This is a genomic window from Arthrobacter sp. StoSoilA2, from assembly GCF_019977195.1.
GTDB lineage: Bacteria > Actinomycetota > Actinomycetes > Actinomycetales > Micrococcaceae > Arthrobacter.
In genome coordinates, this window is sequence record NZ_AP024643.1 from 3,488,149 (window position 1) to 3,500,728 (window position 12,580).

General features: G+C 61.1%; 15 protein-coding genes. 5 read left to right on the top strand and 10 right to left on the bottom strand.

Annotated elements, in window-relative coordinates; all coding sequences use genetic code 11:
- Positions 1 to 6: 6 nt before the first annotated feature.
- From LDN82_RS15825 to LDN82_RS15845, 5 genes are read left to right on the top strand one after another with little or no spacing between them, the layout of a single operon-like run.
- Positions 7 to 774 (top strand): RcpC/CpaB family pilus assembly protein, encoded by a 768-nt coding sequence (locus LDN82_RS15825; protein WP_224164982.1) that lies wholly within the window; start codon positions 7 to 9, stop codon positions 772 to 774.
- Positions 771 to 1,970, top strand: a complete 1,200-nt coding sequence (locus LDN82_RS15830) for an AAA family ATPase (protein ID WP_224164983.1) — start codon at positions 771 to 773, stop codon at positions 1,968 to 1,970. The genes LDN82_RS15825 and LDN82_RS15830 overlap by 4 nt, the downstream gene beginning before the upstream one ends.
- Positions 1,967 to 3,409: a CpaF family protein gene (locus LDN82_RS15835; protein WP_224164984.1), complete on the top strand. Its 1,443-nt coding sequence runs from the start codon at positions 1,967 to 1,969 to the stop codon at positions 3,407 to 3,409. The genes LDN82_RS15830 and LDN82_RS15835 overlap by 4 nt, the downstream gene beginning before the upstream one ends.
- Position 3,410: 1 nt before the next feature.
- Positions 3,411 to 4,352 carry a type II secretion system F family protein gene (locus LDN82_RS15840; RefSeq protein WP_224164985.1) on the top strand — a complete coding sequence of 314 codons (942 nt, stop codon included), beginning with the start codon at positions 3,411 to 3,413 and terminating at the stop codon, positions 4,350 to 4,352.
- A 12-nt stretch (positions 4,353 to 4,364) separates the two neighbouring features.
- Positions 4,365 to 5,243 carry a type II secretion system F family protein gene (locus LDN82_RS15845; RefSeq protein ID WP_224164986.1) on the top strand — a complete coding sequence of 293 codons (879 nt, stop codon included), beginning with the start codon at positions 4,365 to 4,367 and terminating at the stop codon, positions 5,241 to 5,243.
- Positions 5,244 to 5,353: 110 nt separating this feature from the next.
- Here LDN82_RS15845 and LDN82_RS15850 read toward each other — a convergent pair whose 3' ends face one another.
- The 10 genes from LDN82_RS15850 to LDN82_RS15895 form a co-directional block, all read right to left on the bottom strand.
- Positions 5,354 to 6,244: a tRNA pseudouridine synthase A gene (locus LDN82_RS15850; protein ID WP_224164987.1), complete on the bottom strand. Its 891-nt coding sequence runs from the start codon at positions 6,242 to 6,244 to the stop codon at positions 5,354 to 5,356.
- Between the two features lie 32 nt (positions 6,245 to 6,276).
- Entirely contained in the window at positions 6,277 to 6,837 is a 561-nt protein-coding gene (rplQ, locus tag LDN82_RS15855; RefSeq protein ID WP_224164988.1) for a 50S ribosomal protein L17, read from the bottom strand.
- Positions 6,838 to 6,903: 66 nt separating this feature from the next.
- Positions 6,904 to 7,914, bottom strand: coding sequence for a DNA-directed RNA polymerase subunit alpha (locus LDN82_RS15860; protein WP_011775567.1), 1,011 nt, complete (start codon positions 7,912 to 7,914; stop codon positions 6,904 to 6,906).
- Positions 7,915 to 8,063: 149 nt separating this feature from the next.
- Positions 8,064 to 8,465 carry a 30S ribosomal protein S11 gene (rpsK, locus tag LDN82_RS15865; RefSeq protein ID WP_014922380.1) on the bottom strand — a complete coding sequence of 134 codons (402 nt, stop codon included), beginning with the start codon at positions 8,463 to 8,465 and terminating at the stop codon, positions 8,064 to 8,066.
- A 51-nt stretch (positions 8,466 to 8,516) separates the two neighbouring features.
- The gene (gene rpsM / locus LDN82_RS15870; RefSeq protein WP_011775569.1) at positions 8,517 to 8,894 is read right to left on the bottom strand and encodes a 30S ribosomal protein S13; all 378 of its coding nucleotides are present in this window, start codon (positions 8,892 to 8,894) and stop codon (positions 8,517 to 8,519) included.
- Between the two features lie 196 nt (positions 8,895 to 9,090).
- Complete coding sequence (rpmJ, locus tag LDN82_RS15875) at positions 9,091 to 9,204, bottom strand: 50S ribosomal protein L36 (protein WP_011775570.1); 114 nt, start codon at positions 9,202 to 9,204, stop codon at positions 9,091 to 9,093.
- A 72-nt stretch (positions 9,205 to 9,276) separates the two neighbouring features.
- Positions 9,277 to 9,498, bottom strand: coding sequence for a translation initiation factor IF-1 (gene infA / locus LDN82_RS15880; RefSeq protein WP_011775571.1), 222 nt, complete (start codon positions 9,496 to 9,498; stop codon positions 9,277 to 9,279).
- A 195-nt stretch (positions 9,499 to 9,693) separates the two neighbouring features.
- Positions 9,694 to 10,734 carry a P1 family peptidase gene (locus tag LDN82_RS15885; RefSeq protein WP_224164989.1) on the bottom strand — a complete coding sequence of 347 codons (1,041 nt, stop codon included), beginning with the start codon at positions 10,732 to 10,734 and terminating at the stop codon, positions 9,694 to 9,696.
- A 69-nt stretch (positions 10,735 to 10,803) separates the two neighbouring features.
- A complete protein-coding gene (gene map / locus LDN82_RS15890; RefSeq protein WP_224164990.1) occupies positions 10,804 to 11,631 on the bottom strand; it encodes a type I methionyl aminopeptidase in 828 nt (275 codons plus the stop codon).
- A 33-nt stretch (positions 11,632 to 11,664) separates the two neighbouring features.
- Entirely contained in the window at positions 11,665 to 12,576 is a 912-nt protein-coding gene (locus LDN82_RS15895; protein ID WP_224164991.1) for an NAD-dependent epimerase/dehydratase family protein, read from the bottom strand.
- Positions 12,577 to 12,580 lie beyond the last annotated feature (4 nt).

The following is a 12,580-nucleotide window of genomic DNA, read 5'->3' on the forward strand; positions in this document are numbered from 1 at the left end:
TACACCGTGAAAACACGCCTACTGGGAGGCATTGCGGCACTGCTGCTGGCAGTCATCGGCACCGTCCTGCTAGTCACCTACGTTCAGGGAGCTGACAAGCGCGCGCAACAGGGGCTCGATCCCGTCAGCGTCCTTGTTGCCAAGGAACGCATCCCCGCCGGCACCAAGGCCGAGGACCTGGGCTCGAAAGTGAAGACAGAAACCTTGCCTAAGTCCGCTGTCGCGCCAGGAACCATCAGTGCCCTCAACGATCAGTCCGGGAAGGTCACCAACGTCGATCTTCAACCCGGTGAGCAATTACTCGGAGTCAAGCTCGTCGCCCCCAACCAACTTGTGCCAGGCACGGTCCCCGTCCCGGATGGACTCCAGGAGACCACTTTCGTACTGGCCCCGGAGCGGATCCTGGGTGGTCGCATTGAGGCCGGCGACACCGTTACCGTCTTCGCATCCTTCAAACTGGACGACAACGTCCCCGCCGGAGCCAACCTCCCGCCGGGACTGACCGGCTGGAAGAACTTCACCGAGTTGCTCTACCACGATGTCCTGGTTACTGCCGTTCAGCAGGCCGCTCCGGACGCAGAAAAGTCTGCGGGCACCGATAAGGGGGTAGCCCTCCCCAACGGTTCTGCCTACGTCACCGTCGCGCTGAGCGATGCGAACGCCTCCAAGATGGTCTTCGGCGCCGAATTCGGAACCCTGTGGCTATCCAAACAGACCGACAAGACCGCAAAGAGCGATCCCCCAACAACAACCTTTGGAGGGCTGGTCCAATGACTCGCTTCGTAGCCATCACCGCGGTTCGCGACTTTGAGGGTCGGGTACGCCAAGCCATTACGGGTGCACTGCATGGGGACCTGCAGACACTTTCACCTGCTGTCCTGCACGGCAGCACGGACGATGTCTTCAAAGAACTGACCGGCGCTCCGCCAGAGGTAATGATCCTAGGGCCTGGTGTTAATCCTGACGATGCCCTCAAGTTGGCGACTGTCTTTGATCTGCAGTACCCCGAAATTAGTCTGCTTCTTGTTTCCGAGCCAGAAGCCGAAACGGTGCTCCGAGCCATGCACGCCGGAATTCGGGACGTCATCTCGCCGGAAATCGAAATCAATGAGCTGCGCGTCCTCTTGGAACGGGCTTGCCTTGCCTCAGCTAGTCGGCGAAGGGGCATGCAGCCTGCAGCAGAAACAGGGCACGAGAGGGGCCGTGTCATCGCCGTGATGTCGCCCAAGGGCGGAGTCGGCAAGACCACGGTGGCCACCAACCTGGCTGTAGGCCTCGGGGCCGTAGCGCCCATGGGAGTGGTTATCGTGGACCTGGACCTCCAGTTCGGTGATGTGGCCTCCGGCTTGTTGTTGGAACCTGAGCACTCAATCACCGAGGCAGTCCATGGCTCCGCGGCCCAGGACTCCATGGTGCTCAAGGCCTTCCTGACGGTGCATCCCGCTGGGATCTACGCCTTGTGCGCTCCCAGCAGGCCATCGGAATCGGACTACATAACGGCAGACCATGTGTCGCGGCTGATCAACCAACTGGCCGGCGAGTTCAAATACGTCGTAGTTGACACAGCTCCGGGCTTGGGCGAACACTGCCTTGCGACGCTCGAGTTGGCCACCGACGGGGTTTGGGTGTGCGGCATGGACGTCCCCAGCATTCGAGGTCTTCGAAAGAGCTTCAGTGTGCTAAAGGAACTTCAACTCTTGCCACAGAACAGGCACACTGTCTTGAATTTCGCGGATAGGAAGAGTGGCATCTCTGTTCAGGACGTCGAGGCCACTATCGGAGTTCCCGTGGATACGGTCATCCCGCGGTCAAGGAACCTGCCCTTCTCCACGAACAGGGGCATTCCGGTCCTTCAAGGAACCACCAGGGATTCCGCGACGAAAGGGTTGAGGAAGCTCGTAGAGCGATTTGATCCCAAGCTGGAAGCCCTTCCCCAGAACAAACTTCACCGACGGGTGGTTGTGTCATGAAACTGTCTGAAAGGCTTTCGAAGAACGGACCGCTCTCCTCGGTGGAAGAAGGGCTTGGCCAGACGGGCGGTTTCATTGGGACGACCGACGCTCCGGGAGTCGACCCCGGGCAGGCGTCCCTGCTGGGGGGTGCTCCCTCCGTCCCTGCGGTGGATGCCCTCGCAGGGCTGAAGCATCGGGCGGCCACCTCGCTGTTTGAGCGCATTGGCAACAGGCTCGGGGATAGCTCAACGTCCGAGGAGGAACTTCGGACGTTCGCCGTTGACGAGCTTTCGTCGGTCATCGACGACGAGCAGGTCCCGCTTTCGCCCGAAGAACGTCGGCGCCTCATCCGGGAAATAGCCGACGAAGTCATGGGCTTCGGCCCGCTGCAGCGTCTTCTCGAGGATCCTTCCATTACGGAAGTGATGGTCAATCGCTTCGACCAGATCTACGTTGAGCGTCATGGGCAACTGGCGCTGACTGACCTGCAATTCAGTTCCGATGATCATCTGCGGAAAGTCATTGAACGGATCGTCTCCAAGGTTGGGCGGCGTATCGATGAGTCGTCACCGCTGGTTGACGCCAGGCTGGAGGATGGTTCACGCGTCAACGCCATCATTCCGCCGTTGGCTGTCAATGGGCCGTCACTCACCATAAGAAAGTTCAGCCACGTGCCTTTGACAGTTCGAAATCTGATCGAATGGGGCTCCATGAGTCCCGAGATGGCAGAGCTGCTAAGTGCCTGTGTCCGCGCCAGGCTGAACGTCATCGTTTCCGGTGGTACAGGTACCGGTAAAACGACACTGTTGAACGTTCTCTCGTCGTTCATCCCGGAAGCCGACCGCATCGTGACCATTGAAGATGCTGTTGAACTCCAACTCCAGCAGAGACATGTTGTGCGGTTGGAGAGCCGGCCACCGAACATCGAGGGCAAGGGCGCTATCACCATCCGTGATTTAGTGAGGAACTCGTTGCGCATGCGACCCGACAGAATCATCGTCGGCGAAGTCCGTGGCGGTGAGTCCCTGGACATGCTTCAGGCAATGAACACCGGCCACGACGGGTCGCTTTCCACAGTCCACGCGAACTCTCCACGTGATGCCATTGCGCGTTTGGAAACCCTGGTCCTCATGGCCGGGATGGATCTTCCCCTTCGGGCCATCCGCGAGCAGGTCTCATCGGCTGTCGATGTCATCGTGCAGGTCACGCGGCTTCGCGACGGAAGCCGCCGTGTGACGCATGTGACGGAGGTCCAGGGAATGGAGGGCGACGTCGTGACCCTACAGGATGCCTTCCTTTTCGACTACTCTGCTGGCCTCGACGCGCAGGGGCGATTCTTGGGAAAGGCTCTCCCGACGGGTATTCGTCCCCGTTTCCTGGACCGCTTCGCGGAACTCGGCATCACGGTGTCGCCCGCTGTCTTCGGGGTGGCACCCACACCGGTCGGGAGGCGCTGAGATGGAAAACTCGCTTATTTTCATAGCTGCCGTCGGCCTCTGCGTCGCTGCGCTCGCACTGGTTATTATGGTGGTCCTCAAGCCTCGAAACGGCGTCATCCCCATCGAACGCCGTCGAGTGGGCTCCGTGGCCGACGAGTCTGCCCTCGGCCGGGTATCCCAAACAGCGGTTGCAGCAGTCGATTCAGCGTTGGGCCGTTCCGGCGGTCCCTTCAACCGTGAAATTCTCTACCGCGCCGGAGTAAAACAGGCTCCTGCCGATTTCACGGTCTTGGTAGCAGTGACGACTCTCGTAGTGGGTACGCTCGGTACCCTTCTGGTGAACCTGTTCATAGGCATCGTCTTAGCATTAGCGACGCCGTTCGCAGCCAAGCTGTTCCTGGTGTTCAAGACAGAAAAGCGTCGTTCCCGGTTTGAGACACAGCTAACCGACACCATTCAAATGTTGATCGGGGGGCTTCGCGTGGGACACAGTATCATGCGTTCGCTGGAAGCTGCTGCTCGGGAGGCTCAATCCCCCACGTCCGAAGAACTGGGCCGGATTGTCAACGAAGTAACAATCGGCAAGGACCCCCGCCAGGCCCTGGACGACTGTGCTGCGCGGATGGACAGCGAGGACTTCCGTTGGATCGGCCAAGCAATGCAAATCAACCGGGAGGTAGGCGGTGATCTTGCCGAGGTGCTCGAACAGGTCGCCGGAACCATTCGGGAGCGGAGCGAGATCAAGGGCCACGTACGGGCACTGAGTGCGGAGGGCAAGATGTCCGCCCTTATCCTCATGGCCATGCCGGTGGCCGTCGGGATCTTCATGGGCGCCATTAACCCCGGGTATATGAAGACGTTCGTCACCCACCCGGTCGGCATCGCAATGCTGATCGCGAGCGTTGTCCTGTTCATCATCGGCGGCTTCTGGATGAGCCGCACCGTCAAGATCAAGTTCTAAGGAGGCCCCACAATGACTCCCGTTGCTTGGATCATCATCGCAGTTATCGTTCTCCCCATCGCCTACTTTGCTTGGTCCTTGGTCACCATTGACCGCAAGGGGATTGTGGCCATCCAGACCAACCTGGGATCAGGATTCGCCCAAGGCAGCGGAAGCGTCGCCCGCAGGCCTCCGCTTTTGTTAGGCATTGCCAGAAAGCTCACGCCCGGCAGTTATGAAGCAAAGCTGGATCATCTATTGGCCCTGGCAGGGCGCCCCCGCTCCATGCCGCTCACCAAATTGATCGCACTCAAGCCTGTCCTCGCCCTGGCTGGCGCAGTGATCGGCTTACTCCTTTTCGCGGGGAATCCCACTCCTACGCTCGCTGGAATCGGTATCTTTCTAACGATATTCCTGTACTTCCTGCCAGACCTCTTGATCTACAACACGGGAACCAAACGTCAGGATGCCATCAAGTTGGAGTTCCCCAACACGCTCGATCAGATGCTTATCTCGGTCGAGGCTGGCCTTGGATTCGAAGCTGCGATGGAGCGGGCGTCCATGCAGGGGACCGGACCCCTGGCCCACGAGCTGATGCGTACACTTCAGGACATCCAGGTGGGACGCCCCCGGCGTGAAGCCTACGATGCATTGTCCGAACGCTGCGCCGTACCGGACATTCGCAGCTTTGTCTTGGCTGTCATTCAAGCCGACAAATACGGCATCGGCATCGCCAGCGTTCTCCGGGCTCAGGCGAAGCAAGCGAGGGTAAAGCGTCGACAGAACGCAGAAGAAAAGGCCATGAAGCTTCCGGTCAAAGTGCTTTTTCCGCTCTTGTTCTGCATTTTCCCGGTTTTGTTCATAGTCCTTCTGGGTCCTGCGGCCATCAAGATTATCCAAGCCTTCAGCTGATCTTGCCCCGCGGGAATTAGACCGGCCGTTCGCGGATCCCAGACCGTGGACGGCCACAATGGCCCCCTTCCGGTACCCAGAGCCGGGAGGGGGTCCTCCAATGTCCGGACTTATTCGCGCCGGGCCCTCGTCAGCTCGGCCCGTGCCAGCAGCTCGCCGTCCGATGGGTACGCAACTTCCTCCAACACCAAGGGGTGGGGTGCAGCCAACACGGACTTGGCATCACGCTTACGTTCCAGAAGACGTTCATGCAGCCAGCCCGGTCGCTCCAGGCCTTCGCCCACGCGCAGGGCCGAGCCCACCAAGGACCTGACCATGTTGTGGCAGAACGCATCAGCCTGAACTGTGGCGACAATGACCCCGTCGCTCCCCCGTTCGAACTCAAACTTCTGTAGCTCGCGGATAGTTGTGGCGCCCTCGCGGGGCTTGCAGTAGGAGCGGAAGTCCTGAAGCCCCAGCAACTGGGAAGCGCCGTCGTTCAAGAGAGAAATGTTCAGCGGCGCCTTGTGCCACAGCGTAATTCCTCGAAGCACGGGATCCCAGCGCTCGGCGCCATCAGCAATGCGGTAACTGTAACGACGCCACAACGCGGAGAACCGGGCGTCGAAACCTTCAGGCGCCAGACCGGCGTCGTGCACTTCAATGGCACCGGTAAGATCGCCGAGGACGCGGCTGAGGGCGCCGCGAAGGCGCCGCAAAAGCGCGACGGCGGGGTCCAGCTCGTGTCCACGCGGAAGTCCCAGCCACTCGGCTTCAGTCAGATCAACATGGACGACCTGACCGCGGGCGTGGACACCGGCGTCGGTGCGGCCGGCAACCGTGACCCGCACGGGACGGCGCACGAGGAGCGCCAAAGCTTCCTCAAGTGACCCCTGAACTGTGAGCAGCCCGGGCTGAAGGGCCCAGCCGTTGAATGGTCCGCCGTCGTAGGAAAGATCCATCCGGACACGCAAAAACCCGCCGCCCTCCAAAGCGGGGGCAGCGGGTTTTCGTTCGTTCATAGACTTAAGTCTACTAAGAAGAATTCAGTGAATTACTTCTTTTCCTCAGCGGCCGGAGCCTCTTCGGTTTCAGCAGCTTCAGCGTCAGCAGCCTCAGCCTCAGCGGCCGGAGCCTCTTCGGTTTCAGCAGCTTCGGTCTCTACAGCCTCGGTCTCAACAACCTCTTCCTCAGCAGCCGGGGCAGCCTTGGCAGCAGCAGCGGTTGCTTCAGCAACTACGGCCTGCTTCGGGGAAACCGGCTCAAGGACGAGCTCGATGACAGCCATGGGAGCGTTGTCGCCCTTGCGGTTGCCGATCTTGGTGATACGGGTGTAGCCACCATCGCGGTTAGCGACGGCGCCGGCGATGTCGGTGAACAGCTCGTGGACGATGCCCTTGTCGCTGATCAGGCCGAGAACGCGGCGGCGGGACGAGAGGTCGCCACGCTTGGCGAAGGTGACCAAACGCTCTGCGTACGGCTTCAGGCGCTTGGCCTTGGTGACCGTGGTGGTGATGCGCTTGTGCTCAAACAGAGCAGCTGCCAGGTTCGCGAGCATCAGGCGCTCGTGAGCCGGGCCGCCTCCAAGGCGCGGACCCTTAGTGGGGGTAGGCATAATAATTTCTCCTGTTGTGTAAGCCGGTCAGGTCCATCGCTGGACCTGACGGCCAAGATCTGCTTTTTAGAGCTCGTCGTCGCTGAACGCGGCGTCGTCCTCTTCGATGGCTGCGGCGCGGGCTGCGAGGTCGAAACCGGGAGGGGAGTCCTTGAGGGACAGACCCAGTTCGACGAGCTTTGCCTTGACCTCGTCAATGGACTTCGCACCAAAGTTACGGATGTCCATCAGGTCAGCCTCGGAGCGGGCAACGAGTTCACCCACGGTGTGGATGCCCTCACGCTTGAGGCAGTTGTAGGAACGGACGGTAAGGTCCAGATCCTCGATCGGCAGAGCCATGTCCGCTGCCAGGGCAGCGTCCGTCGGCGACGGGCCAATCTCGATACCTTCAGCTGCGGTGTTCAGCTCACGAGCCAGACCGAACAGTTCCACCAGGGTGGTGCCTGCAGAAGCAACGGCGTCGCGCGGAGCGATTGCCTGCTTGGTCTCGACGTCGACAATGAGCTTGTCGAAGTCAGTGCGCTGCTCAACACGGGTAGCTTCCACGCGGAAGGTTACCTTCATGACCGGCGAGTAGATCGAGTCAACCGGAATACGGCCGATCTCGGAGTCGCCGGACTTGTTCTGAGCTGCCGAAACGTAGCCACGGCCGCGCTCGATGGTCAGTTCGAGTTCGAACTTGCCCTTCGAGTTCAGGGTGGCAATGTGCAGATCCGGGTTGTGGAATTCGACGCCGGCCGGAGGAGCAATGTCCGCGGCGGTGACGACTCCGGGGCCCTGCTTGCGCAGGTAAGCAACAACCGGCTCGTCGTGCTCGGAGGAAACCGAAAGGTTCTTGATGTTCAGGATGATCTCGGTGACATCTTCCTTGACACCCGGAACCGTGGTGAACTCGTGCAGCACGCCATCGATCCGGATGCTGGTAACAGCGGCACCGGGGATGGAGGAGAGCAGGGTACGGCGGAGGGAGTTTCCGAGGGTGTAGCCGAAGCCCGGCTCCAGCGGTTCAATGATGAAACGGGAGCGGTTCTCGGATACAACTTCTTCAGACAGGGTGGGGCGCTGTGCAATGAGCACTTAGGTTTCCTTTCGGCGAGCATCCGCTATATGACGCAACACAGGTGGTGGAAATCGGCTTCGGTTTCCAGCCTGACCAGCCGGGCCATGCTTGTAGATGGTCTAAACCATGTACAGCAGGCCCGGCCGGTCAGACAGGGAATACCTAATTAGACGCGGCGGCGCTTCGGCGGGCGGCAACCGTTGTGGGCGCTGGGGGTGACGTCCTGGATGGAGCCAACCTCAAGGCCAGCAGCCTGAAGCGAACGGATTGCGGTTTCGCGTCCGGATCCCGGACCCTTGACGAATACGTCAACCTTGCGCAGACCGTGCTCCTGAGCGCGCTTTGCAGCAGCTTCAGCAGCCATCTGGGCAGCGAACGGGGTGGACTTACGGGAGCCCTTGAAGCCAACCTCACCGGCGGAAGCCCAGGAGATTACAGCACCGTTCGGGTCCGTGATGGACACGATGGTGTTGTTAAAGGTGCTCTTGATGTGCGCCTGGCCAAGCGCAATATTCTTCTTATCCTTGCGACGCGGCTTACGAACCGCTCCACGAGTCTTCGGGGGCATTGTTTCTCCTACAGAAAGTTATCGGGGGAAAACCAGGTCAATCCCGAGGGATTAACGTCCGGCCTTCTTCTTGCCGGCGACGGTGCGCTTCGGGCCCTTGCGGGTACGAGCGTTGGTCTTCGTACGCTGTCCGCGTACGGGCAGGCCCTTACGGTGGCGCAGGCCTTCGTAGCTGCCGATCTCAACCTTGCGGCGGATGTCAGCGGCTACCTCGCGGCGAAGGTCACCCTCAACCTTGTAGTTGCCTTCAATGTAGTCACGCAGCTGGACCAGTTCGGCGTCAGTCAGGTCCTTGACGCGAACGTCAGCGCTGATGCCGGTGGCAGCCAGGGTTTCGTGTGCACGGGTCTTGCCCACGCCGTAGATGTAAGTAAGCGCAATTTCCAACCGCTTTTCGCGGGGAATGTCTACGCCAGCGAGACGAGCCATAGTGGCGGTACTCCTTGAATAAACCGGAGGTCGTAGGCAGTACACCCACACGATCCGTGTGGCCCCAGCCTCCGACCGGGGGTACGTTGACCAGGCTCTGTAATGCAGTCCTGGCACAACTTGTGCTGCCTTTATTTACTTGCGTGGGCTAGCAACCCAGGTTTGCCCTTGCGGGCGCTGATTCCCTGAAGGGGAATTAGCCCTGGCGCTGCTTGTGGCGCGGGTTCTCGCAGATCACCATGACCCGGCCGTTACGGCGGATCACTTTGCACTTGTCGCAGATCTGCTTGACGCTCGGCTTGACCTTCATGGCGTTCCTTTGCGTGTTTTGCAGTTGATCTGCTGGAGCGGCCTGGCACTATTGCCTGGGCCGCCCAGCAATTTACTTGTAGCGGTAGACGATACGACCACGTGTGAGGTCGTATGGGCTCAGCTCCACCACTACCCGGTCCTCGGGGAGGATTCGAATGTAGTGCTGACGCATCTTCCCAGAGATGTGTGCGAGAACGACGTGCTTGTTGGTGAGCTCAACACGAAACATCGCATTGGGCAGCGCCTCAGTCACAACGCCCTCGATCTCAATGACCCCGTCCTTCTTGGCCATATCCTCCGCTAACTGTTGTTTGCCGCTGTCCTCCGGCTAGGCACCGAAAATCCAACGGACGTTTTTTGTTTGCTTGGCCCTCTTGGAACCACGACACTAAAAAGGGCGTGGCTGCACAGACAACCAACAAATAACTCTACGCCAATGGGGCCGGAAAGTTAAATCCGTCCATGGTAGCGCACCTACCGCCGCCCGTCACTCCCCTACGGTCCGGTAAGCAGGGAAGTCTCCTGCCGCCGTCGTGACACTTTCGGCGGCTTCAACACCGTCCAGGATCGCCAAACGCACGGCCTCAGCTGCGGCGCTTTGGAGCGTTATGAGCGATACCTGACGTGCCTGCTCGGTACTGCGATCAAGCCCGACGGCGCCGGTCGCCAGAGTGAAAACGGTGTCACCGTCCGCCAAAGTGTGGGACGGATCCAACGCCCGCGCGAGCCCGGCATGCCCAGCGCTGGCGGTCCGCTTGCACTCAGCAACATCCAGAACAGCATTCGTAGCGACCACGACTAGCGTTGTGTTTAGGCCCGCCGAATCTGCCGCCCTCTGCGCGCTCGGTCGTTCCTCCCCAACGGCCCCCTCGCCTCGCAAGCTCGGCGAGGGAACCCCGCCGTCGTGGCCCCACCTTAGACGCGCGCTGCCGGGCGCCAGCCCCAGCGGTGTCCCGAGCGCATTCACCACAGCTATGGCACCGACGATGACCGGACCGCTGACGGAGATCTTATCCAGGGTGATCGAGGATGTTCCGACGCCACCTTTGTACTGTCCGCGCGCAATCACCGCGCCAGTGCCTGCGCCAACGTTTCCACGCCCGACGGCGGCGTGGTCACCTGAGGCGAACGCTGCGGCGGCTGCCTGGTAACCCATGTCGGCGCCGGGTCGTGCTTTGACGTCACCACCGCGTCCGAGGTCGAAGATGGCTGCTGCCGGAACGATCGGTACGACAGTTCCGGGAACCGCGAAGCCCCTGCCCTGCTCCTCACACCAGAGTTGGGCACCAGCCGCTGAGACGAGGCCGAACGCACTGCCACCCGTCAGCACGATGGCATCGACCGTGGATACCAACGTGGTCGGATCCAGAGCATCAGTTTCATGCGTACCTGGACCTCCCCCGCGTACGTCCACCGACCCCACAGTTCCCACAGGCGGAAGGACGACTGTCACGCCAGAGAGCCACCCGCCGTCGTTCTTCTGGACGTGGCCAATACGGATGCCCGGTACATCGGTGATCGCATTCATGGCTTTATTGTCCACCTGGAGGCAACGCCCTAAGCCGCAGCACGCCGGCCGGCAGCCGGCCCCGCCCGGTTACGGGATCGGGACGGGCACGACGCCGAGCGGCGCCAACTGCTCGGCGCCTCCGTCCGGGGCGGACAGGACCCAGATGCCCTTTTCGTGCACGGCCACCGAGTGTTCCCACTGGCAGGAGCGCTTGCCGTCGGTAGTGACAACAGTCCAGTCATCATCCAGGGTGGCAGTCTCGATGCCACCGCGCACCAGCATGGGTTCAATGGCGAGGCACAGTCCCGGGCGGATCTTCGGGCCGCGGTGATTGGTGCGGTAATTAAGGACGTCGGGGGCCATATGCATTTCCGAACCGATGCCGTGGCCCACATAGTCCTCCAGGATGCCCAGGGGCTTACCGGGGACGGAAGAAACGTAGTCATCAATCGCATTGCCGATGTCGCCGACGAACTTGCCCTTGGCCAGCGCAGCAATCCCTCGCCACATGGCGGCCTCAGTGACATCCGAGAGGCGCTGGTCCTCAGGGTCTGCCGTGCCAACGATGACAGTGCGGGCGGAGTCCGAGTGCCATCCGTCCACGATGCAGCCGCCGTCGATGGAAATAATGTCGCCATCGTTGAGGACACGGTTTCCTGGGATGCCGTGGACCACTTCCTCGTTCACTGACGTGCAGATGGTGGCGGGAAAGCCGTGGTAGCCAAGGAAGTTTGACTTGGCCCCGGCGTCATTCAGGACTGCCGCGAAAACGTCGTCGAGGTCCTTGGTGGTGACGCCTGCCTTGGCCGCCGCAACGGCAGCGTCAAGGGCACGGCTGAGGACCAAACCGGCCTCGTGCATCTTGCGCATTTGCTCGTTGGTTTTGTACTCGATGCGGGGCTGACCGAACGCCATGTTCTCCTCTGGATGGTTTGCTGTAGGAGCCCATCAGGCCCCGTGCTCCAACCATTTTCCCGCATCGGAGAGCGTGGTCGAAATTGGTTCGATTCCCAGCTCTTCCCGGAGCCGGTCCAAACGGTAGGTTCTGTCCCGTCCGAGTTGACTGACGGCGTAGCGCGTGAGGCGTGGTGCCCGGCCGGAAACGAGGGCAACGGCTTCGGAAACACCGGCAAGTGCCATGGCAGCGGGCTCCGGGATGTACCTGATACCCGCCCCGGCATGGCCAGTAACAGCAAGTACCTTCCTCAACACGGTCCCAAGCTCCACAGGCTCCGCGTCGGCCACGTTGATGGCCCCTCGGGCATCGGACTGGCAAGCTGCCAGCGCTGCCTCTGTCAGGTTGTCAACATGCGTGAGCTGATGACGAATCCCGGCATGGCCCACGCTGAGGAGCCTTCCGTGGCGGACGTTGCTGATCAGGCGCGGCATCAGCGTCCGATCGCCCGGTCCATAAACTCCGTGTGGCCGAAGAACCACGGCATTGCGATGCCGTCGGGCCTCCACGTCGGCGAGCGCCTTGCTGCTTGCGTAGGCGTTGAGGTGGCGCACAGCCACCTCATCTTCGCCGCGGTTGGTACAGGGCTCCCACCACGGGTAGACGCTTGAACTGGAAACGTGCACCAGCCGCGTTGTTGGGTAGGCCTCAACCACGGCACGGGTACCCAGCACATTCGTGCGGTAGAACATGCCTTCGGGGCCCCAGTCCGCCACGTGGGCGGCGGCATGGACCACCGCGTCCACGGCCGGCGTTCGGCCAGGCGGCACACCCGTTAGGTCCCAATACGTCAGCCCAGGGCCTTGGCGCCGTGCGAAACGAACAACTTCCCACCCTTTAGCCTCGGCGGCAGCGGCGACTGCTCCCCCTATGAAGCCTGTGGCCCCGGTAACCGCGATTTTCACTGCG